Here is a 21,622-nt window from a genome sequence, read left to right on the forward strand (position 1 = left end):
CCTATGACCTTAGAAGACGTTAATCGACCAGGTTTCTTGGCCTGGTTGCAAGATAAAAGTCATCTTGCTCAGATTGCTCTATTTCTCAGCGTACTGATTGATACTGTCAGTTCCTCGATTGTGGTGCCCCTGATTCCCTTTTATGCTCAAAACTTTAATGCGTCACCCATAATGACAACATTGGTATTTAGTGCATCCGCCATTACGGGGTTCATGGTAACACCTGTATGGGGCGGACTGAGCGATCGCTTTGGTCGGCGTCCTTTATTGCTCACCAGTATGGTGGTGAGTGGAATCGCGTGCTTGTGGTTTGGGCTGCTGCACTCCCTCTGGGCGTTGTTTGCCTGTAATGCATTGATTGGAGCCGCCTCTGGCAGTGGCACTGTTGCTACAGCCTATATTGCCGATGTTACCTCAAGTGACCAGCGAGCCAGAGGTTTAGGTGTTTTATCGGCAGCCTATGGTTGCGGCATTATTTTAGGTCCAACCTTAGGCGGGTTCCTGGTGGGCTCAGACTCTGCAACGTCTGATTTCTTGACCCCTGCCCTGGTTGCAGCCAGTCTTTCTGCCCTTGCGGTGACATTCACCTTTTTTGTCTTACCAGAATCCTTACCTAAGATTCATGTAGAGCCTGATCAGACACAGCTAAAATCATCAGCTTTCAACTTCACAGACTACCAGACAATCTTGAAGAATCCGTTGACACTTACCTTGATCATGGGCTTAGTCCTGATTGCCTTTGCAGGTAGTAGTGTGCAATCGGTTTTAGGGCTATGGACAGGTCAAGAATTACATTGGGGCCCTCAAAGTACCAGCTTTCTCTACGTTTACTGGGGAGGGTTAGCCATCTGTATTGAATTGGGCTTAATCAACCCATTGATTAAACGATTTGGAGAATCGAATCTCTTTATTTGGGGGCTCTTCACTTACAGTATTGCGATGATGCTTTTGCCCACTAGCAGAAGTTTACTCAATATTCTCCTGTCACTGTCAGTGATTTGCCTGGGCTATTCACTATGTCGAGTTGTTGCGGTTAGCCTGCTGTCACAATCTGTATCAGCTCGACAACAAGGTAAAGTATTTGGACTGACTGACTCTGCGATTGCATTAGCCACAATTATATCTCCTCTATTGGCCGGGTATATGTTCACCGCCTGGGGAACCTCATGGCCTTTTTGGGTTGGCCCAATTCTTATTATTGTGGTTAGCCTATTGAGTGTTCGTATAATTATGCAGTCCAGGGTTTCCGTCTCTTGTATGCAACAGCGACAGCAAAATCTACAACAACTTTTTGATATTCTTGACTATGATCAAAATGGAGAAATCGAGGCCCACGACTTCCAGCAAATGGTCAATGCATCAGCTCAGGTTTGGAGATGGAAAGATGACTCAAAAGAATATAAAACAGCATTGTCTTTTTGGACTGGACTGGGGAACACCGTTCAGCAACTGATGGATACCAATGGGGATGGTAGAGTCAGTCTAGATGAATGGATTGAGTTTATGGTTAAGGATTTAGATTTTGACCTGGCAACTGCATTTACCAAATTTCTAGATGTTAATGCCGATGGGAAAATTTGTCTAGAAGAACTCAAAGCATTTTATTACCTATACAAAACAGATGAAGGTATTGCAGAAAAGACCTTTGAGTCTTTAGACTTAGATCAAGATGGTTATATTTCTCCAGATGAAATGAGTAAAACCTTTAAACATTTTATCTATGGTGAGACATTAGAAAGTCTCCAGCGAAAATGGTTGACAGGCATTTAGAGCATGTTGCTTGTGTAAATATAAGCAAGCTAGTGCAGCAACGTACATTCCGCAGGTTAGGTTCAAAGATCAGGCTTAGGGGCACTGCGTTGGATTACCCGTGTTCCGTTAGCGCTATCTGCCGCAGCCACCCGCTGTCCCTATCACCGATTGAGGCAGTTAGACGTGGTCGAACAGCCCTACTATGACCAATCAGAGCGCCCAAAAACAGGGGCGACACCCACCCGAGTCACCTATCGAATCACCGCCGATGACGCCGCTATTCATCAGGCAAAGCGGAAGGCAGGATACTTCTGGTCTAGGGACGTTTTAAAGCACAACAGCACCCAGAACGATCTACCTGAGGAACTCTTCTACATTAGATTAAGACGCTCAAGAGTTGTTGTTAGAAGAGTAATCTTGACTAAAAACAATGCTCTCTAGTGCAAGTAAGAAGAAATATCAGTGACCTGTTTGGGTGCTGGCATTGAGCCGTCAAACGATTCTGTTGAGATATCGATTGTTGACCTCCTTTGTTGTGATTACGAACTTTTCAGCTCATGTATTCAGCATATTGCTTGAGTGGATCAATGCCTCTTTTCTGACATAAACGTTAATGTTGTTAGTTTTTGTTACTAGTTAGTGAGTTGGGTCTCTAGGATATTGTGGTTGATGACACTGCAAGCAGTGATTTTATACTTGTAGAATCGGGCTGTTCAATCGTAGGTTAAGAGCTGATGCGCCGACCAAGACCGTAAATAGCTAGCCAAGGGGCAGACCCGTTACCTAAATCGCGGAATGCGACTGGCAGGCTGAAGTATTTTCGGCCATTGCCGTACCATATTGCGCTGAGTCAGTTGGCCCGGTTTGAGGCATGGATGTAGGATGTGGACGATGTGGGTAGTCCAGCAGAGGCGGTGGATAGTAGTGATTTTGATCCGGGGTTGATGGAGTGGTAGAGATGGTGGAGATCGCAACGTCAACCCAATAAATTAACTGCCTTTCAATTCCGTAGGCTTCTCCTGTGTCTGTGGAGTGTTGCTAGCCGAATTATCCAAGACTACTGCAGCCCCTAAACCAATCCAATGCGCATTCTCTTGGCCAATTATGGGCCAAGAGAATGCGATGGGTGAACGGATTTTTCCATAAGTACGCTAATCAACCTCAAGGTGACACTGCCTTTTTTTCGGCAGAGCTCTAGAATGCAAAGTGTTCCACTTAGATGCCAATAGCCATGTCGACTGAACCTCTCAATCTCACACCTCTTCGGGATAAAAAAGCCTTCATTTGCGATATGGACGGCGTCATTTACCATGGCAATCGGCTACTACCGGGAGTATCTGAGTTTGTCGATTGGCTACACCAGAACGACAAAGCTTTTTTATTTTTGACCAATAGTAGCGAACGATCACCTCGTGAGTTAAAAGAGAAGCTCAGCCGATTGGGTATTGAAGTGTCAACCAACAACTTCTACACTAGTGCCCTAGCTACCGCTGCCTTCATAGCTCAGCAGAAGCCCGGTGGCAGCGCTTTTGTCGTGGGAGAACCAGGGCTAATCAACGCCCTATATGAGGCGGGGTTTTCCATCAACGATACAGCTCCAGATTATGTGGTAGTGGGTGATACTCGCAGCTATAGCTACGAAAAGCTAGAACATGCCTGCTTTTTGGTACAGAAGGGAGCGAAGTTGATTGGGACTAACCCAGATGTTACCGCCCCGTCAGAGAAAGGAATCATCCCAGCAACAGGAGCTTTGCTATCTCCTATTGAACTGACAACGGGAGTTAAGGCTTACTGTGTAGGTAAACCCAACCCGTTAATGATGCGAAACGGCCTCAAAAAGTTAGGAGCACGTCCGGAGGATACCGTAATCATTGGAGATCGTATGGATACAGATATTATTGCGGGTATTGAGTCAGAGATTGAAACGGTGTTAGTGTTTAGCGGTGTCACGCATCCAGAAGATCTCCCTCGTTTTGCTTACCGACCCAACTATCAAGTCTCTGGAGTAGGACAGCTTGTACCAAGCTAAGGTGGTTATCTTAGAGAAAGACAATTTTTGTAACGAAGCTTGCCCCTTAGCCGCATCTTTTAGAATTCGCGATCGCAATAAGCCCATTCCTTTATCCGGTGTCAGGGTACGTATAGCCCGAAGGGCATGGCTCCGCTAGGGCGGAGCCTCTCCGGCGGAGCCATGCAAATAAGATAACCACTGTTGTCTTTGTTCAGCCGTGAGATGGGCTAGCGAGGGTATTGAAAATTGAGATCGTAACTCCTCCCCTATCCTGCTCGGCCCCCAATCCAGCCGCTGCAACTGCTCCACTATCTCCACAACCGTCTCTAGCAACCGCTGCTGCGCCTCTGACAGCTCTGTATCTAATAACTCAGCACATAGCTCAGGCGGCTGTTGCCGTAACCATGCCAGGGCCTCCGCCATCAAAATCGGGTCATCCAACGTCAACCAGTAAGCCATCTGCTGTAGATGGGCTACTCTAGACTCCTGGGCCAGTATCTCCTCAGCCTCTACAACCTCCTGCGCTGCCTGTAAATCGACAACGATCTGAGCCTTTGACAACCTCTCTCGGATGCGCTGAATCTCCTCTCGATGAGGATTACCACCCTCTGGCTGAGATGCAACAGATTTCAGATCGCTAGAGCCATTGATTTCACTGCTATTACCATCTATACCTTGTAATAAGCTTGTAGAGCTGTGACAGTTTTGTGCGTTAGCATGGTCAAACTGTTCAGATTCATTTTCATTCTTAAGTTGCGGTGTATGTGGGCATTTTTCCTGTAATTTCCAGTGTGGATGCCAGAGTTCTTTATATCGATATAAAGAACCTCCGCCAATACCAAATTTCTTAAGGGCATTAAACCTGGCAGTTGCCTGTTCTGGCAGGTCATTTTTATCTGAGAGTTCTTTTAGTGCGGCTTGGATTTTGCCTTTGGTCTTTTGGCTCTGCCGTTGATTCCAGCTGGGTTCAGTGTTTTCAGAGTCTGGTTTCTCCTTTTTAGATTTGTATTTTCCAAACTGTTCTCCATAGTGAAAGTAATGACTTTTCTCGATACAGCTGACCCACTCAGAAACACGGTCTTCGATTTCATGCTGATGACGACACCACAGCTCATAGCCAGGCAAAGCTTTAGCTATCGTTAGAACTTCTTTGATTAGACTGTTACCGTGTAGCGTTTCACCGCCGTATATCACATGGTGAAACACATAGGTGCGCATGGTGATTCGACCCAGCAATCGATTTGTTTGCCCATGGTCAGTCCAACCCTGCTCAATTTCAGCATTGAGATCGTTTAGGAATTTGTCGGCCTTGTTCGACAGACGATAACTGCGCCGTTTCTTCTGTCGAATGATTTGCTGTAGTGTCTCATTGCTCAGGTTGTTGCGTCCCTGGCATTGTCTCCATTGATCGACAAAGGTAGTTTGGTCGGTCCAGATCGGGTCTAGATCATCATTGAGTAAATACGACCCACGCTGTAGCGGTAGCCGGTGGGCGTTAAATAAGTTCGGAGTACTTTCGATGGTGTACAACCGAGCATTGGGAAAGACTTCAAGCTGACCGGGGGTGACCTTAAAGCCCTGACTTTCCAGAAGCAATGTGATGCCACTGCCCACTTCCCAAGCTGTCAGTGATTCTGAAAATGGAAAATATAGGTGCAGACCCTGACTATCGGATGAGGTGCAGGTGATGGCTGACACAAGACCTAAGGGTTCCAATGCCTCGGTCAGTTTTTGAAAGGCAATGGGATCTCGCCGGGGATGGTATGCGCTGCCAATATCAATATCGACCATGGCGTACTGGGTTTCCTTCCCAAACCGCACACCATATAAATAAGTACCCTGTTCAATCAGTCGGTCTGATAATGGATGCCGACTTTCCGTTTGCCATTGAGGGCGTTTACCTGGTAATGGATGCCGCGCGTAGATGTAATCGTGACGATGGGGAAAGAGCTCCAAAAACTCATTATTTTCTGGAACATAGCTAAAACTTAGAGAGGCGGCTACGATAGTGCACCTCCTTTCCTATTTAACCCACTACAAATTGTCAGCCCTGGTAAATCAATACCAGAGTTGCTAGGATCGATAGGCATGCAAAACAAACCCACTTTGTGGGGACTGTTGATAGCACCAAGCTCTTAGCAGACCGGCAAGAAAGCGAAGGGCGGGTGCTTTTGCTATTTACCTGCTTCCAGTTGAGTAGTTCATCTGTTTCCAGGCACCTGAGAGGTTAACACTAGTCTGTGCTGTTCTCAAGAGCTGGAAATGCCTAGTACGCCAAAGTTATAGGGCTTTGATACGCGAAAGTCACAGGTAAATTGGTACGCGAAAGTCACAAGTGCTGGCACATTATTTACGGTAAAGTTACAGGCAAATCCATACGCGAAAGTTATAGGCTTCAATGTATTGCCTACGGTAAAGTTACAGGCAAATCCATACGCGAAAGTTATAGGCTTTAATGTATTGCCTACGGTAAAGTTACAGGCAAATCCATACGCAAAAGTTATAGGCCCTATTTGAGAAATACTTTGAATTAATTGTTTCAGTTGAACTGCACTTAACGGTATACGGCAAAGGGATAGGCAAATCTATACGCGAAAGTTATAGGCTCTGGTGCCTCACATACGGCAAAGGGATAGGCAAATCCATACGCGAAAGTTATAGGCTCTGGTGCCTCACATACGGCAAAGGGATAGGCAAATCCATACGCGAAAGTTATAGGCTCTGGTGCCTCACATACGGCAAAGGGATAGGCAAATCCATACGCGAAAGTTATAGGGTTTTATTCAAAAAACATACGCGAAAGTTATAGGGTTTAAGAACTGGGAAAAGCCCTTTATCATGTGGCTGATGTTTCCCACGGTGGCGGTCTTGTCGACAACTAAGGATGCTGCAAAAGATACGACGTTTCCAGTCGATGGGCAGCTCTTACGGGTTCTTCCGCGAGCCGGAGCCTCATTGAGAAATCCAGATGTCAACTTGCCAACGTTACGAACAGATGGTGAAAACTATTACCTGGAGATGCGGGTTGATGCAGATCCAGATGAAGCTAGTGAAGTTGCTGTCACTCGCCGAATTCCTATCGAAGACCTATCTGGAGAGGAATGGGAAGAGCTTAAGGAGCAATATGACAGTTTAGATCTCGAGGCGTATCTCGGGGAAGGAATTAAGGGGTTAGAGAAAATCCAAGACCGACGAATGCAGCGGTTGATTGCTGCACTGCTAACATTTCTCAACCCACGTCAGGTTTCAATTGTGCTTTATCTTTATAGAGCTGCGGCCCAAGAAGGTAATCGTCCTGGTGTCAGCTTTCGCTCTAATGATTTATTAGAAGCTATGGGCTATAAGCGTACTAAGGATGGCGGTTTTCCGGCTAAGCTGCGGTCCCAGCTCCACTGTGATTTGATGGCATTGCATCGTACGGAGTTAGTGTTTGCTCAGTCTCTGCCTAAAGGAGATAGCCTGGGTGCTAAGGTTACGATCAAAAATGTTCTGAGGATCAAAGAGTTTGAAGTGGACAATGTGCCGCGTGACTTTGATCTGGATAAGGCTGCAGACTATACCTATGAGTTAGCGGATGCTTATACGGTGTCTTTGGAATTTTTTGAAGGGCCAGCCCGTACAGGAGACTATGTTCTCTTTGCGAATAATCTCGACATGACTCAGCGTTTGGGTGGAAGTGCAAAACATAATTACAAAACCAAGTTGTTGCTCTATCTTGCTAGTCGGTTAAAGTGGGACTCTCCGGAAGATGGTCAGTTTTTGACAATTTCTAAGCGCTATCTGTTCAAAAATCTTGATCTGTTGGGTAGCAATTCGTCTCGTAATAATCAGTTATTTTGGCGTACGGTTGAGGAACTGCGGAGTGGGGGGTATTTGATGGGGGCTCAAGAACTTCCTGGTAAACGTAAAAATGCGTTGATTCAGTTTCAAATTAATGCAGAGAAGATTAGTGCTTCTTCTAAGAAGTAGCGAAGATCACGTTATCAATTACTGGGTTCTTTCGTCATAGCAGCCGTTTCTTTTGATTTCTGACCCTCTGTCTAAAGTTTTTCTACGCTCCAGATAGATTCGGTATCATCCTTACCCTCGCAGGTAAATTGGTATCCATACCGTTCAAAGGTCTCATCTTCGAACACTCGTCGAACTAAATTGAACGGCAGGCAAACGAAGCTATAACCCTTGCAAAGTAAGGATTTCACCATGAATGATATATCTAGTTTGACCGTTGAGCGAACGGTTATAGAACAGGCATCGTACATAGCGTTATGTGGGTGCGACGGCGACGGGGGTGAATTTTAGTGATTCGGGCGACTAGGGGCGCGTTAATCTATGGGGTAGTGCCAGACCTTGGATGCTATGAAGCTGCTGGAGGTAAAATTCAGAGCCAGACGCAGACACTTTAAATGCGTGGATGGATAATGAGCGTGGATGGATGATGATGATGTCTTGCAGCCTGAGAATTTTGATAAGGGGAGTGCTGCTTTTTGCGATCGCGGGAGTAAGGATATCCGGGTTAAGGTTCTTTGCCGGTTTCAGTCGATGTTGGGTTATGAGAGTTATGTAGACTCTTGGATGTTGCTTGCTGTAATGGTAGGGATGGTCAGGTTTATCAAGAGGCAATTGATGTTACCTCATACTTCTCAAGAGGCCTATATAGCAGTGAATAAGCCGTTGTCGGTGAATGAGTGGAGTAGCTGGTAGGGACTATAGGTGATGAGTCTCGAGATCAGATAGAAGCTGTTGTGAGAGAATAGTCTAAGCAGACTCGAAAGTGGTTGCCTTGGTGACTGAACGACTTTTGTTTTTATGATTAGTACTTATTTGGCTCTGGTGAATACTGGTTGGTGCAATGGAGTTTCGAAGTATGCTGAGATATGTGCTAAAAGACGTAAGTAAATAGTATTTTTGCAGTAACGAATGTTACTAATTTGTTATTCATTAAGTATCTTGGTTTTCCCCTAAAAAAGAATAAATTCAATACAAGCTTTTTCAAAATTTTCAATGTTGCTCGCTACAATATTCACTTTTAGATGGATCTAACTCTCTCAAAGATTTGTAGTATATAAGTTGACGATTATTCCTAATCATGTACTATATTCCGTAGATTTTACTTTAGATGGACGGTAAAGCTTAAACTTGCGGAGTTTTTTCATATGCTCAGTAAATTATTTAAGTGTTTGCAGCAGACGAGCTTTATAGGTTTGATATTGGCAATTATTGTGGTGGAGTCTGCTGGTGCTCAGATTAAAGTGCAAAATTTTAGCAACGTACTCTTTAAATCATCATCTAGTGAATCAAGTCGTGTCTCAGAGAGTAATGGGACAATTGTAATTTTGCCGCCTGCCTATGATGAGAAAGAGACTTATCCAGCTTTGGTTCTGTTGCCTTCGACTGGTGGTAGGCCTATAGATTATTTTAGAGGGCCTTTCGCTGAGCGGTATCAATCACGTAACGATAATCCATATATACTTATTTTACCTGACATACAAAGTAACGAGAGTGCTTACAGCAGTGGTGAAGCTTGGCTTGCGACTATTGAACAATATGAGAAATTGGTAGGTAGCAATTTAGATTTCCTGATTCCTAAATACAATATAGATTCATCCCGCATTGTTATAGGAGGATATTCTTTAGGAGGCGATCTAAGTTGGGCATTGAGTTTAAGAAACCCAAGTGTCTTTCGAGGCGTTATTGCTGTTGGTAGTCAGAGCAATATAAGAAATGATTTAAACATGCCCAAATTAGCTGTTAATGATTCCCGTTTCTTTATGATTATGGGAGAAGAAGACTGGAGACTTCAGAGAATGCGTCTTGCTGTTGATGAATTAGCTAGATATAACATTACACATCGATTTGAAATAATACCAAATGCAGATCATTACACTATTTTTAATCAGTATCCCGTAGGAGAAATATTTACTGAGGCAATTGATTTCATTCTATTTGATGAAATGTAGTAAAAGGTAGTGAGTAGTGAAATTTAGTGAAATATGGCGAGCATTAAATATGCACTAAATTTTTATCAGTTTCGGTAGCCTGCATTAGAGGTTTTTATTTGTATTAATGAGTTCCCGTGATGATTATGAAAAAAGATGTGAATTTTTTCTTGAAGGTTTTAATTATTCCCTTGATAATGGCGGCATCAGCAATAATAGGTCTGAAGTCTACCAATGCTCAACAAGAGACTAATGATGCTGTTACTACTTCTACTGAACCTACTTCAGATGAATCGACTTGCGTTTTAAGAAGTAATAATATAGAGGTAAAACTTCCTATATCCTACAGTGAGGATCATACTTACCCTGCTCTAATCATATTACCTTTTACAGGTGGGACACCTGCTAGCTACTTTAGAGGATCTTTCGCTGAAAAATTTGAGACACGTGTTGAAAATCCCTTTGTTGTTATTCTATTCGATATACAAGGTAGCGCTAATGATTACACACCACCTGAGAATTTTGGACCAGCAATTGAAAGGTGTGAGCAGCTAGTTTTGGCACAACTCGAAGATTTAGTTCCTCAGTACAGAATTGATGAATCTCGTATTGCTCTTGCTGGCTCTTCTTTAGGAGGAGATTTTAGCTGGTCTTTGAGTTTAAGAAACGCAGATTTCTTTAAGGGAGCTGTTGTGATTAATAGTCGAAGTGGAGACCGAGTGTGTGTTTCAGGTATGCGTCAGTTAGCTGAGAACAATGCTCGCTTCTTTCTAGCTTCGAGCGAAGAAGATCCTAAGAGCCGGCTTCCATCAATGCGACAGTCTGTAGAAGAACTAACTCAATATAATATCGCTCATCGATTTGAGGTTATACCTACTCATGAAACAGATCCTGAAAGAGGATATGGCCCAAGTGAGCTGCGTACAGAGATTTTAATGCAAGGTGTTGATTTTGTTCTATTTGGAGATTAGAAATGGTTGTCTAGTAGTTGTAAATGTTTTGAATGAGAACTTAGTGTTTTTACTGTCTGAGGTCCGAGAATTATGAGAAATACTAAGTTTCTTTCATAAAGAGAATTTAACGATTAGGCAAAAGGTTATCGAGGATATGAAGAAGCTAATTAAATTTACTCTTGCAGACAATCAAGAAATTATTGCAGAAGTAGATGAGCCAATAGAGGATGGACGTGTTGGACTTAGGCCATCTGAGATGATGGAAGATGCTAAACAGACTTTTGAACAGGCTTTGGAAAATGTTCGTCCTATGGCCACTGTGATTCTCTCGAAACTACAAGAACTTAAGCAACCAGCGAATGAAGTCGAGGTTAAATTCGGGGTAAAGCTTACAGCCGAAGCAGGAGCCATTATTGCTATGGCTGGCGGAGAAGTAAATTACGAAATCACCTTAAAGTGGACAAATAATTGACTTATGAAGCGGGGGTTAGATAACTCTTTAATACGAATTTATGATGCTAATGAGCGATGTGTTGGCATTGGTGTTTTAATTTCCAAAAAATATTTTTTGACCTGTGCTCATGTAGTTGCTGATGCTTTGGGTTTGGAGCGTACAGTTTCTCGTGCACCTAAAGGAATTATAAGACTTGACTTTCCTTTCTTGATTGAACATGAATTATTGACAGCGCAGGTTGTTGAAGAGGGGTGGCAACCAATGCGTCGAGATGTTTCAACGCGACCACAGAGAGGGGAAGATATAGCAGTTTTAAGACTACATCGGGAAGCTCCAAAAGCAGCCTATCTTTCTCAATTTGTGCAGACCGAACAGTTAGAAAACCATGAGATTGAAGTATATGGTGTACCTGTTGGTAACCCTCAAGGAGTTTGGGCAGGAGGACAACTTGTCAATAAGCTGCCTAATGGTTGGATGCAATTAGAAAGCTCTAGTCAGTTAGGGTATCGTATTGAGCCAGGTTTTAGCGGGTCCCCAATTTGGGATAAAGAATTACAAGCTGTTGTAGGGATAACAGTTGCGACTGATCCTAGACGTCCTGATGCACGTGTTGGATTTGCAATTCCAACTGAGATGTTGGCACTTGCTTGGCCTGATTTAGCTGAGCAAGCTATTCCACCCTGCCCTTATCGAGGCTTATTTGCATTTCGAGAACAAGATGCAAGATTCTTTTTTGGGCGTACACAGTTAGTTGAATCGTTGATTCAATCTTTCAATAATCAAGCTTTTACTACTGTTATTGGCCCATCTGGCAGTGGTAAAACTTCTATAATTTTTGCAGGTTTGATTCCTCGCTTAAGAACTGCTCGGCAATGGCTGATTGAAACTTTTCGGCCTGGCGATCGCCCATTCTGGAACTTAGCAGCTATCTTCGTAAAGCTTCTAGAACCCAATTTAAGGGAAACGGATCAATTATCTGAACGTATTAAACAAGCAGAACTCTTAGCCCAAGGACAACTTAAAATTCAAGATATTCTTTCTCGCCTCCTAGAGAAGTATCCAGAGCAGCAACTTTTGCTAGTCATTGATCAATTTGAAGAACTATATACTCTTTGTCCGAAACCTGAGGAACGCCAAAATTTTCTAAATCAGATTTTGGTAATTGCAAAGCACCCACCTTTTTGCAAAGTCATAGTTTCTTTAAGAGCTGATTTTATGGGATTTGCGCTTTCAGATAGCACTCTTGCTAAAGCTTTACAGCATGGTGATATTAAAGTCGGGCCAATGACTCCTGATGAACTGAGAGAGGCAATTATTGAACCAGCTAATCTTTTAGGAATAGCTTTTGAAGAAGGTTTAGTAGATCTCCTTATATCGAAAGTTGCTGAAGAGCCTGGCAGTTTACCACTATTGGAGTTTACCTTGAAGCAATTATGGTCTCGACAAAGACATGGCCGGTTAACATTTGAGGCTTATAAGGATCCTGAAATTGGTGGTGTAGAAACAGCTTTGGTTAACTATGCCAGTGATATATATAGCCGGTTTAGTGAAGCAGATAAAAGACAAGCTCGCAGAATTTTAGTCCAGCTAGTGCGACCTGGAGAAGGTACTGACGACACTCGTCGTTTAGCAACTCGTTCAGATTTAGGTGAAGAAAGTTGGGATTTAATTACGAAGAGGGGTGGGCTTGCGGATAGTCGGTTGGTAGTAACAGGACGTAACGCTGGTGGGCAGGAGACGGTTGAAGTTGTCCATGAGGCTTTAATTCAAAAATGGGATTTGTTGAAAGGATGGATGGAAGATGATCGTAGATTTCGTACTTGGCAAGAGCAATTTAGAGTTAATGTGCGTCAATGGAATGAGACTAATAAAGATAAAGCAACTTTATTAAGAGGAAAACCTCTGACAGACGCTTCTGCATGGAAACGGCAACGTCCATATGAATTCAGTCAATCAGAAAGCTCATATATTCAAAGAAGCCTTATAAGAGAAAGGATAAGACAATGTAGCTTTTTCTCTATTGGGGTTATTCTTTCTGCTCTTACAGTGTTTGGCCAAAGACAATTTGCAGGACGTCAGTTTCAACAACAGTTTTCAGCAGTGCTGATTGCAGGTTCTACAGAACCAAGTTACATCCATATTTTACCGAGAGCAATACAAATAGCAAATCAACGAGTTAATAGCGATGAGATCGATGAAGCAATTGAAATTCATAAGAATGTCTTAAAGGCTGTCCAAACCTTTGAAGAATCTGCTTCTGTGGAAAATCGTAATCGATTGACTGAAAAAGACTTAAGGAAACTCAGAATGATTAAGGAGACAGCTGAAAGAGAATTAGTAGACATTATAAGCCAGTACTATATCCCTCAACTGCAAAATGATTTAAGTGAGTCGCCGCCTCATATTGGTTTTTCAAAAAAGAATGCGAAGTTTACTGACTTCGAACATCAATTTACAGGAGCATTAAAAACTACTTACAGAATCTTGTTACGTAAACCTGGTTTAGGGGCAGATGAAGATGATGATGGACGTTTAGGACTAGAAGAGATTCTTTATTTGCCATGTGGCACATTAAAAGAGATTGAAGAGTTATGGCATCTTGCAACTAAAAATGATTGTGGTTTTTATGGGGAAGACTTTTATGAATCAACAACCTGCGATGAGCTTTCAGGCGAGACGCTTTCATATAGATTATTTGAATCTGTTGATGCGATAGAAAAACGTATCACTAGCTGTCCTAACTTTAAAGCTTCAAAAGCATAGGAGATTATCATGAGTGCAGAAATATTTAGATATCTATTCCATGTTGCTTATCAGCATATCCGTGCATTTATAAATTCAAGATTAGGTTTAGCAACTTTATTTTTGTCATCTTTGCTTCTATTAGTGCTAGGGACTAAAGTTTACGCAAGAATTCCTGAAGCTGCAGTTATCAAGAGTGTTAGCGGTCCAGGAATTTCAGGAATTCATTTCTGGATGCGTCGTACCTCACCAGACTCAGGTGCAAAGCAGGAACTTATCAGGGATATTCCAAATATCTCTGATGGTAATAGCCGTATTCAACGTGGTGGACAACTTTCAGTACCAACTGATGGCAATTCCTTAGCATCTTTGTACTTTGAAGGAGGAGGTGAAAGTTATGATGGGCTTGTTGTTACAACTAGACCATTAAATCGTTCTGATCGTCAATCAACTTTGTATGAATTCCCTTGTAGGTTTAGCGGGGGAGAATATCTCCTCGCTTGGAATGCTAATTCAGGAGGAGCCTGTAGAGCCGATGATACAAATCCGGGTATTGAGATAAAAAGAAACGGAGAAAATTCTTCTTCTTCGATACGTTCTACTGACCTTGTAGTAGGTACAGCGAGTATTGGGAAAAAACAAAATTCATCTGAGGAAGACTCTGAGCTTCCTTCAGATGATGTTGAAGTTAATCCTGGCGCAGGACCGGTTGTAATACGTACCTCTACTAGACTATCTACTGAAACGGCTTACATTCTCGAAAGATGTGATGTTGATTTTGTGGGCGATTATTGTCAACGGGAAATTCCTGTAAGAAGAGATGCTATCAATATTGAGGTTTTAGAAGGAGAAATTTTTGTAAAGTCTGAGCAAGATCCTGAAGGAGAAACAGTGTTGGAAGGCCAGAGTTTTTCTTATCCCAAAAAAGAATTTACTCGCTTTGATGTTGGTCAAGCTGCGAATTCTTGTGAAGTGTTGAGATTTCTCAATGCTGCATATTGGATAGATTCTGGTACATCTCAAAACATTGCTGATGGAATTACTCAGCAATTACATCAACATCGAGATTATTTAGGTATATCGGGTCGTACACCAAATGGCCTTTCTTCTTTAGAGCGAGATATTTTCGCAGAACTAAATCGAGTACGTTCTAATCCTGGTACTTATGCTGACTTGCTCGAGGAAAATAAACAATATCTCAACAACAATTATTTAAACCTACCGGGTGAAACAGCTAATCCTAATTCCAGATCAAACGCCGTGAGTGGAGCTATTTCTTTCCTTCGAGAACAGCGAAATTTGCCTGAGCTTAGTATCTCTAAGGGGATGTCTGCTGCTAACCGTGATCATATCCTGGATCAGGGAAAGAGCGGCAAGTTTGCTGGACATACTGGTGAAAATTCAAGTGGTGCTGGTGCGAGGTTACGTCGTTATGGTTCTGTTGGATGTCCTCCTAGCTACGATGAAGATGAATTTGAAAATATCGTCTATTTTGATCAATCCGCCCATCAAGGATCTGTCCCTGCCAGCCAAGCTGTAGTCATGGAAATGTTAATTACTTACAGGCCACGTCGAACAGGCAATCCGGCTAATCTCTTCAATCCAGATTTTCAGGTAACAGGAGTAGCCTGTGGTCCACATAGTGATTTCCTTCCTGATATGTGTGTAATTACATATGCAAATGGATATGTAGAAAATGCTGACATAAGTGAATAATGTCGTTTTGCACAGTTTCTTCTAGTTAGCCTTGGAGTAGCTAAGCGTCTGAAAATTCCAGAATTTTCAGACGCTTAGCTACTTAACTGCTCAATCTCCTGCAAAAGCTGATCAATTTTAGTAAGGCGCTTCTTAGCTTCTGCTGATTCAAGTAGTAATTTCTTTTTGCGTACAGATTTAAATCGAGCAAAAATCTGATCAGAGATGGAGTCTGGTACAGATGAACTGTTTTTTAATTGTTCTTTTTCAAGATCTTTCACCAAAGCCATTACATCTTGCTTAGTCAAACCTGCTGCTTGCTCAACCAGTTCACCATGTAACTCAGGCTTCTGACGGTTCAATAGCACCGCATTCGTGGGCGATAATTTCCCCTCTCGTACCGCCTCCAATATCTCAGGAGCCAGATTCAGCATTGGTAACCGATTGGAAACAAAGCTCGCTAGCTTCATCCCAAACTCTCCAAGGATTTCAGCGATTAGCTTCAGCTCATCCGCGCTGAAAATTCTAGAATTCTCAGCGCCTCTGGAACGTGAATTCTTAACCCGATAAAGGCCTGCCTTCACATCTTCAATCGGGATATCCAGGTGCAATGACAGCAAACTTAAAATACTTTCCGTCTGCTCAATTGCCGTAATTTCTTCATTCAGCAAGTGGGCGATCAGTGCGGCTTCCAATGCCATCGCATTTGGCATATCCCGCACAATGGCCGGGATCGAGTCCATCTCTAACGCACAGCAACTGCGCCAGCGCCGCTCACCACTGATGATTTCATATTTACCCCTAGCACCAGGCCTGACCAAAATTGGTTCCAGCACACCATGCTTTGCAATCGACTCCTTAAGCCGCTCCATCTTTTGTGGATCAAAATAAAGTCGAGGCTGCTTTAACCTCCCTGGGAGCTGGAGCGGTTGAATATCAGCAATCGGTAATCTAAATGACTGCCCAGAAAGCGACTTCAAACTTTCAATTTCTTCCTTCAGCTGGGCAATCGTCTCACCCTCTTGAGCATTTAGGGCACCACTAAACATGGTTGCCATGGGTCGTTTACTGATGCGAGCCATCGCTAATCCATCTCCTTAATGACTTCAACGGCAATTTTTTCGTAAAGCTTGTTGTTGGGATCCCCTGCTCTGTAGATACCCAATGGCAACCCGGCAGCTGCGGCATTGGCAATATAGGCATTGTCCTTAATCGTCGGAAACATCGGAATTTGCATGTGCCGCATAATATCAGGTAATCCTTCAATATCTGACAGACCTAAATTATCTCGATGCATTGCCCGGTTCTTGGCCCCATTTGGCACCACTCCAAACACCTTAGGCGCAGGCTTTAGACGTAACTCAGTGCGAGTCAGGCTAATCCACTCCAGCAATTTAGCCATCGCATCCATATCCTTGTCCTCTGGCTTCAGTGTGATAATCACATCTGTACTTGCCGACAGAGCTGCGATATGTAGCTGCTCAATCGTGCCAGGGCAATCAATAATTAGCACATCGTGGGGAAGCGGATGATCTTCCAATGCATCTGCCAATAAGTAAGCCCCCCGCTTATCCAAAACGAGTCGCTGTGTCGTTTCAGTGAGTGGTAGTCCCCCCAGACAAGCCTCGATCCCCTCGATGCGATCCCTCCAAACTGGAAACAGAGGATAGTCCCCTTTAAAGTCAGGCCGCAACACCCAATCCATTGTTTTCTCCTTCGGAGGATCATCCAATCCACAGAAAAGAGTCAACGAACCATTGGGGTCACAACCAAACATCGCAACCTTTTTTCCTTTGCGGGCGAGCTGGTAAGCCAGGTTAACCGTCAGTGTGGTCTTACCAACGCCACCACTATTCGACATGATTGAAATAACTTTTTTCAGCATCTTTGGTGTGGCGAAGTTTCAAAGCGTGCGCGCACATCATAACTCAATCTGACTGAAAATTCTCAGAATTCTTAAATAGAATTGTTGAATTTGAGAATTCCAGAATTTTCAATAGACTTTTTAGTTGTGATATTGATGCTGTAAGCGCTCCTTGAGCGGAGCCGAAAGGAACGCTTACGCTACCTTGTGCCTGATATCGGAGGTCAGGCACTATGAACCAGCCGCTCTCTCCAAAAACAAGATTACCTTTTACCAAACAACCCAGACTCCGATGCCTGGAGCGTATCGTAAAAACTCTCTTTCGCCTTCAGTTCCAAAGCCCGTTTGGTATAGCGTCCAAACACATTCATTGACTTAATTCGCATCAGCCTGCGCACAAACTCAGGATTCATTCCCTCCAGGATCAACTGAGTCCCAAATGTATGACGCAGCTGGTGCGGATGAATTTTCTCGTCCAGTTCTGCTAACTCAGCCAAATCCTTGATGCAGTTGTATACCCCTTTGTATCCCATCCGCTGTCCCCGGTTCCGATTTGAGAGACTTACAAACAAAGGAGCCTCCAGGCTAGTATCAAACCCCTGGTTGAGACATCAACCCAAATAACGATCCAATGCATCACACGCCTGGGCCGATAACGGCACAACGCCATCACTCCCCCACTTCGCCCCCTGAATCGAGATAGACCGATTGTCATAATCCCCCACATTTCTTGCTGCCACCTCATTCCCCATCCAATTTGGCTAGCTCTGAGCATGCCCCTAAGTTGGGACATTGAGATGCTACCAATCCCGGTGTTTGAGTAACAGTTTCACAGAAGAACCTAAATGGACAGTACTTTCGAGCCATAGCTTTATTCTAGTTATCTATTAAAACTATTTAGCTAGAACTAAGTCTGAAAGATGGATGTCCCATTGAGCACCCACAGTAATGAATCGTTAGGTCTTAACCAAGCTATGCGTTTTTCACCCGATCCTTAAAGCCCTTACCTGCAGAAAAGGCAGGAATCGTCGTTGCCGGAATCTTGATCACTTCAACCGTTTTCGGATTACGCCCATCCCGTGCTTTGCGGTCCTGTGACTTGACGTTTCTAAGTGAGGCACAAGCACTTATTTTCTGAAGAAAGTCAGGTTCGGTACCCTATAGATAGGTTTTGATGGCCTGTGGCCCAGTTTCGCACAAGTCGGGGCCATAGGCCCACCAAAGTTGGTTTTGCCCCCTCACTACCAGCCAGTCCAGATGCTAATGCTGAAGACTACGGCCTAGATGGAACCATGGGCGCAGCCGATTTGCTGGTCCTCAGCTATCTCAACTGGCCTCAAAATTACACCAGCATTAGCGATCGCTTTGGTTTTCCTGCGCAGCGAAGCGAGAGCGCAGATTACTACAGTATTTCTGGACATCAATGGGTTGCCATTTATTACGATAGTACTGGCAATGCGACTGGTTACAGCATTAGCGATAGTCAGTAGACAGCAACCAGGCAGAGACCAGGGTAAAATTTTCTGACTGTATATGTTCTGAAAGGTCGCTTAACATCTAGTAGACAGCACTAGTTAGCAACGGTATCATTACCATAGTTCAGATGTATTTACGTCCGTAAACACAGGTGAACCCATGAAAATGCAGCAGCTTAAAAAACGGGTTTGGAAAAGTTGGTCCAAACTCAATAGCTTTAAGGGCAAGCTCACAGGGTCATTAGATGACTATGTGAGAGAGGTTAAGTTGTTTGGGGATAGACGCTATAAAAAGACCTGGATAGCAGCTTTAGCCCGGTTTGAGGCAGCTTTGCACTACAAAGGCACTTTAGACCCCTGGACACTTATCGTTCATGGGTTCAATTTCACTCAAGACCGCTGGGATTACGAGTACCGTAATGAAATCCTGGACGAGTTTTTGATGTACGAAGACGGTCTGGACATCATCAAAGCGGGCCTTGAACAGATTTTCACATCGACCGATTTTACTGCTGACGAACAACAGGAAGCACGAAATAATGGGTTTTTTGAACTTCTGGAAGGAAGAGAAAAACAATTACGAGGAACAGGCGTCCCAGTTGGATCTATCGGGCAACTCGCAGGCGCTAACGCCTAAGCGTCACCGGGTTGATGGGGCCATTGTTAACCGTCGCTTTAACAGGGCCATCAAAGACAATGGAGGCGCAGGCGATGTTTATCGTGACAGTGCGATCGCACAAACCCAGGAACTATTTGATTGTGACGTAGACGAACTCTATCGAGAAACTGGTGGTAAGCGTAACGACCGAAGTTCATTGCCCCAGCCAGCGCAGGAAGCCTACATGGTTAACGAGTCGATAACAGCTCACGAACTTGAACGTATGATCGGGACCATTGGTGGTGAGGACCAAGAGGAAGTTAATGACGCGATTGTTGGTCTGGTTCGACAAGAGGCGAAACGAACCCGTTGGCGTTTGCCCTGGTAATGATTTAAGCAAATTTTACTGATAGTTTACTTACAATTTCCTTATTGCTGTGATGCTGTTATACAGATTGCTGCAGGAGGATAGAAACTCAGAGGATGGTTATATACTTGTGTGCAGTCGGTTATGACAAGCAATTCAATGAGTGAAGAGCTACAAGCGACATTAGAGCGTATTGCTGAGCAGCAAGAGGCAAATACGGCTGCGATCGCAACTCTAATTGAACGTCAGGCCCAAAATGAAGCAACCATTGCGCGGCTGCTTCAAATGACGGAACGCCTAGCACCTCAAGTAATTGAAAATACCGAGCGTCTAAATGACCTTAGCCCTAGTGTATAGATCTGTAGCTCAGGCTAACCACTGTAGGGAAGCCGCGCTGAGATGCAATTAGTAACTGAACAACTCGCACTATAAAAACGCTATAGTTTGTTGCGATGCTTTGCTTATCAACGGTTTTGGATTCTACCTGTAGTGATTCTGATATCTAAAATCAGACAATTGAAGCCCTGCAGCTATTTAAGCGAAGCTGAAATATGAGGCAATTAGCTTCTGAATCGGCCAGTTCCACAGAATCCATATGTCAATTACTCCGGTTATTTGAATAAATCCATACTCTGAACCACCCAATTCCTCGATCAAGGTCCAGGGGGCTGACAATTTATGTCAGCTAATTTTATATATCTCTAGCATTCCGCCCGGAAGCATTACCCAGTGGGAGTTTCACGTTGTAGACATGTCCACAACGTGAGTTTGAAAAATCAACAGATCATGACTCTTTTGGTGTGCCATAGAGATCTTCAAAGGCCTCTTCCATTTTGAGATCCAAGGCCCGGTCACTGTACCGAGCAAAAATTTTGTCAGAGCGAATGCGAACCGCTCGCTTAGCCAACAATGGGTTCATGCCAGCAGCGACGAGCGACGTGGCAAAGGTGTGTCTCATGCGGTGAGGGTGGATATCGTCTAACTCACTGGCTTGCGCTAAATCCTTGACCAACTCATAGATGCCGCTGTACCCCAGGCGTTGCCCCCGACTGTTATTAGACAAACTAATAAACAAGGGAGTCTCCTGGCTGACGACGAACCCATGGCGTACCAACCACCCCAGATAGCTATCCAAGACGGCGACCGCCTCCGGCTTTAACGGCACCAGGCCATCACTGCCCCACTTAGCCCCACGCACCCTCAACCGCCGTCCATCATAGTCGCTGATATCCAGACCGCACACTTCCCTGGCCCGTAATCCATGGCTGAGCACCTGGAGAATTGCCCGGTCGCGCACTTCAGAATCACCCCGGTAGGCCAGGGCCTCAAATAGCTGATTAATCTGAGTTTCCGCTAAATCCCGAGGGGGCTTGGCCGGTTCTTTAAGAAATTCAATGGTGAGGGTGGGATTGCGGGTGATATAGTCCTTGACGGTAAGCCACTTGAAGAAACTCTTCAGGGTGGCTAAGGCCTGATTAATCGTGGTTGGAGCCAGCGATCCCCCTCGCTTACTGGGCCGGTTCTTCAGGTACTGCTTATAGCGGTCAATGTCGCGGTGGGTAATGTCGTGCCAGGGTTTATTCTGGGTCCAGGTATAGAAGAGCCGGAGCTGCCGTTCATAGGCTTTGAGGGTACTGGCGGATAGCTCACGCGATCGCAAAAACTCCACCACCCGCTGCCAGCCCAAATCCTCGGTCACCCGCACCGGTGCCTGAGCAATCTGGCCAAACTCAATAAAAGTGGGCTCAGGAATGTCACGAGCCATTGGCAACTCC

20 protein-coding genes and 1 pseudogene are annotated in these 21,622 nt (G+C 44.1%); 14 read left to right on the plus strand and 7 right to left on the minus strand.

Annotated elements, in window-relative coordinates:
• The first annotated feature begins 3 nt into the window (after nt 1-3).
• The 3 genes from U2F10_RS35135 (at nt 4) to U2F10_RS35145 (ending at nt 3,781) form a co-directional block, all read left to right on the plus strand.
• Nucleotides 4-1,770 carry an MFS transporter gene (locus tag U2F10_RS35135; RefSeq protein ID WP_499874786.1) on the plus strand — a complete coding sequence of 589 codons (1,767 nt, stop codon included), beginning with the start codon at nt 4-6 and terminating at the stop codon, nt 1,768-1,770.
• Nucleotides 1,771-1,935: 165 nt separating this feature from the next.
• Nucleotides 1,936-2,193 carry a hypothetical protein gene (locus U2F10_RS35140; protein WP_250565003.1) on the plus strand — a complete coding sequence of 86 codons (258 nt, stop codon included), beginning with the start codon at nt 1,936-1,938 and terminating at the stop codon, nt 2,191-2,193.
• Between the two features lie 790 nt (nt 2,194-2,983).
• On the plus strand, nt 2,984-3,781 hold the full coding sequence (locus U2F10_RS35145; protein WP_163665674.1) for an HAD-IIA family hydrolase: 798 nt from the start codon (nt 2,984-2,986) through the stop codon (nt 3,779-3,781).
• 135 nt (nt 3,782-3,916) lie between these two features.
• On the opposite strand, the gene U2F10_RS35150 is transcribed toward U2F10_RS35145, so the two are convergent.
• Entirely contained in the window at nt 3,917-5,719 is a 1,803-nt protein-coding gene (locus U2F10_RS35150) for a hypothetical protein (RefSeq protein WP_499874787.1), read from the minus strand.
• Between the two features lie 891 nt (nt 5,720-6,610).
• Between U2F10_RS35150 and U2F10_RS35155 the strand changes: the two genes are divergently transcribed.
• The 7 genes from U2F10_RS35155 (at nt 6,611) to U2F10_RS35185 (ending at nt 15,564) form a co-directional block, all read left to right on the plus strand.
• Nucleotides 6,611-7,732, plus strand: coding sequence for a hypothetical protein (locus U2F10_RS35155; RefSeq protein ID WP_163671880.1), 1,122 nt, complete (start codon nt 6,611-6,613; stop codon nt 7,730-7,732).
• A gap of 459 nt (nt 7,733-8,191) precedes the next feature.
• Nucleotides 8,192-8,464, plus strand: a complete 273-nt coding sequence (locus tag U2F10_RS35160; RefSeq protein WP_163671147.1) for a hypothetical protein — start codon at nt 8,192-8,194, stop codon at nt 8,462-8,464.
• Nucleotides 8,465-8,916: 452 nt separating this feature from the next.
• Nucleotides 8,917-9,720 carry a dienelactone hydrolase family protein gene (locus U2F10_RS35165; protein ID WP_499874788.1) on the plus strand — a complete coding sequence of 268 codons (804 nt, stop codon included), beginning with the start codon at nt 8,917-8,919 and terminating at the stop codon, nt 9,718-9,720.
• 119 nt (nt 9,721-9,839) lie between these two features.
• Nucleotides 9,840-10,670 (plus strand): alpha/beta hydrolase, encoded by an 831-nt coding sequence (locus U2F10_RS35170; protein ID WP_499874789.1) that lies wholly within the window; start codon nt 9,840-9,842, stop codon nt 10,668-10,670.
• 136 nt (nt 10,671-10,806) lie between these two features.
• Nucleotides 10,807-11,124: a CU044_2847 family protein gene (locus U2F10_RS35175; protein WP_163671144.1), complete on the plus strand. Its 318-nt coding sequence runs from the start codon at nt 10,807-10,809 to the stop codon at nt 11,122-11,124.
• 3 nt (nt 11,125-11,127) lie between these two features.
• The gene (locus tag U2F10_RS35180) at nt 11,128-13,869 is read left to right on the plus strand and encodes a S1 family peptidase (protein WP_499874790.1); all 2,742 of its coding nucleotides are present in this window, start codon (nt 11,128-11,130) and stop codon (nt 13,867-13,869) included.
• A 9-nt stretch (nt 13,870-13,878) separates the two neighbouring features.
• On the plus strand, nt 13,879-15,564 hold the full coding sequence (locus tag U2F10_RS35185; RefSeq protein ID WP_499874791.1) for a CAP domain-containing protein: 1,686 nt from the start codon (nt 13,879-13,881) through the stop codon (nt 15,562-15,564).
• Nucleotides 15,565-15,638: 74 nt separating this feature from the next.
• Here U2F10_RS35185 and U2F10_RS35190 read toward each other — a convergent pair whose 3' ends face one another.
• The 5 genes and pseudogenes from U2F10_RS35190 to U2F10_RS35210 form a co-directional block, all read right to left on the minus strand.
• Nucleotides 15,639-16,625, minus strand: coding sequence for a ParB/RepB/Spo0J family partition protein (locus tag U2F10_RS35190; RefSeq protein ID WP_499874792.1), 987 nt, complete (start codon nt 16,623-16,625; stop codon nt 15,639-15,641).
• A gap of 2 nt (nt 16,626-16,627) precedes the next feature.
• Nucleotides 16,628-17,428 (minus strand): ParA family protein, encoded by an 801-nt coding sequence (locus tag U2F10_RS35195; RefSeq protein WP_163671140.1) that lies wholly within the window; start codon nt 17,426-17,428, stop codon nt 16,628-16,630.
• 242 nt (nt 17,429-17,670) lie between these two features.
• Nucleotides 17,671-17,979, minus strand: coding sequence for a tyrosine-type recombinase/integrase (locus U2F10_RS35200; protein ID WP_250565216.1), 309 nt, complete (start codon nt 17,977-17,979; stop codon nt 17,671-17,673).
• 39 nt (nt 17,980-18,018) lie between these two features.
• A complete protein-coding gene (locus U2F10_RS35205) occupies nt 18,019-18,147 on the minus strand; it encodes a hypothetical protein (protein WP_284681667.1) in 129 nt (42 codons plus the stop codon).
• A 232-nt stretch (nt 18,148-18,379) separates the two neighbouring features.
• Nucleotides 18,380-18,508, minus strand: a pseudogene (locus U2F10_RS35210) (HU family DNA-binding protein); the annotation flags it as partial.
• 80 nt (nt 18,509-18,588) lie between these two features.
• Here U2F10_RS35210 and U2F10_RS35215 point away from each other — a divergent pair.
• From U2F10_RS35215 to U2F10_RS35230, 4 genes are all read left to right on the plus strand, one after another.
• On the plus strand, nt 18,589-18,897 hold the full coding sequence (locus tag U2F10_RS35215) for a hypothetical protein (protein ID WP_499874793.1): 309 nt from the start codon (nt 18,589-18,591) through the stop codon (nt 18,895-18,897).
• Between the two features lie 145 nt (nt 18,898-19,042).
• A complete protein-coding gene (locus tag U2F10_RS35220) occupies nt 19,043-19,519 on the plus strand; it encodes a hypothetical protein (protein ID WP_163671138.1) in 477 nt (158 codons plus the stop codon).
• Nucleotides 19,482-19,868 carry a hypothetical protein gene (locus tag U2F10_RS35225; RefSeq protein ID WP_250565215.1) on the plus strand — a complete coding sequence of 129 codons (387 nt, stop codon included), beginning with the start codon at nt 19,482-19,484 and terminating at the stop codon, nt 19,866-19,868. The genes U2F10_RS35220 and U2F10_RS35225 overlap by 38 nt, the downstream gene beginning before the upstream one ends.
• Nucleotides 19,869-19,991: 123 nt before the next feature.
• Nucleotides 19,992-20,204, plus strand: coding sequence for a hypothetical protein (locus tag U2F10_RS35230; protein WP_499056753.1), 213 nt, complete (start codon nt 19,992-19,994; stop codon nt 20,202-20,204).
• A 427-nt stretch (nt 20,205-20,631) separates the two neighbouring features.
• On the opposite strand, the gene U2F10_RS35235 is transcribed toward U2F10_RS35230, so the two are convergent.
• Complete coding sequence (locus U2F10_RS35235; protein ID WP_499874794.1) at nt 20,632-21,612, minus strand: tyrosine-type recombinase/integrase; 981 nt, start codon at nt 21,610-21,612, stop codon at nt 20,632-20,634.
• Nucleotides 21,613-21,622 lie beyond the last annotated feature (10 nt).

Source organism: Leptothoe sp. EHU-05/26/07-4, assembly GCF_043421015.1.
Lineage (GTDB): Bacteria > Cyanobacteriota > Cyanobacteriia > Phormidesmidales > Phormidesmidaceae > Leptothoe > Leptothoe turfae.

Coding starts and splice junctions, on each gene's coding strand:
- U2F10_RS35135 (WP_499874786.1), top strand. CDS start 4: ATGACCTTAGAAGACGTTAATCGACCAGGTTTCTTGGCCTGGTTGCAA.
- U2F10_RS35145 (WP_163665674.1), top strand. CDS start 2,984: ATGTCGACTGAACCTCTCAATCTCACACCTCTTCGGGATAAAAAAGCC.
- U2F10_RS35155 (WP_163671880.1), top strand. CDS start 6,611: ATGTTTCCCACGGTGGCGGTCTTGTCGACAACTAAGGATGCTGCAAAA.
- U2F10_RS35160 (WP_163671147.1), top strand. CDS start 8,192: ATGGATGATGATGATGTCTTGCAGCCTGAGAATTTTGATAAGGGGAGT.
- U2F10_RS35165 (WP_499874788.1), top strand. CDS start 8,917: ATGCTCAGTAAATTATTTAAGTGTTTGCAGCAGACGAGCTTTATAGGT.
- U2F10_RS35170 (WP_499874789.1), top strand. CDS start 9,840: ATGATTATGAAAAAAGATGTGAATTTTTTCTTGAAGGTTTTAATTATT.
- U2F10_RS35175 (WP_163671144.1), top strand. CDS start 10,807: ATGAAGAAGCTAATTAAATTTACTCTTGCAGACAATCAAGAAATTATT.
- U2F10_RS35180 (WP_499874790.1), top strand. CDS start 11,128: ATGAAGCGGGGGTTAGATAACTCTTTAATACGAATTTATGATGCTAAT.
- U2F10_RS35185 (WP_499874791.1), top strand. CDS start 13,879: ATGAGTGCAGAAATATTTAGATATCTATTCCATGTTGCTTATCAGCAT.
- U2F10_RS35190 (WP_499874792.1), bottom strand. CDS start 16,625: ATGGCTCGCATCAGTAAACGACCCATGGCAACCATGTTTAGTGGTGCC.
- U2F10_RS35195 (WP_163671140.1), bottom strand. CDS start 17,428: ATGCTGAAAAAAGTTATTTCAATCATGTCGAATAGTGGTGGCGTTGGT.
- U2F10_RS35220 (WP_163671138.1), top strand. CDS start 19,043: ATGAAAATGCAGCAGCTTAAAAAACGGGTTTGGAAAAGTTGGTCCAAA.
- U2F10_RS35230 (WP_499056753.1), top strand. CDS start 19,992: ATGACAAGCAATTCAATGAGTGAAGAGCTACAAGCGACATTAGAGCGT.
- U2F10_RS35235 (WP_499874794.1), bottom strand. CDS start 21,612: ATGGCTCGTGACATTCCTGAGCCCACTTTTATTGAGTTTGGCCAGATT.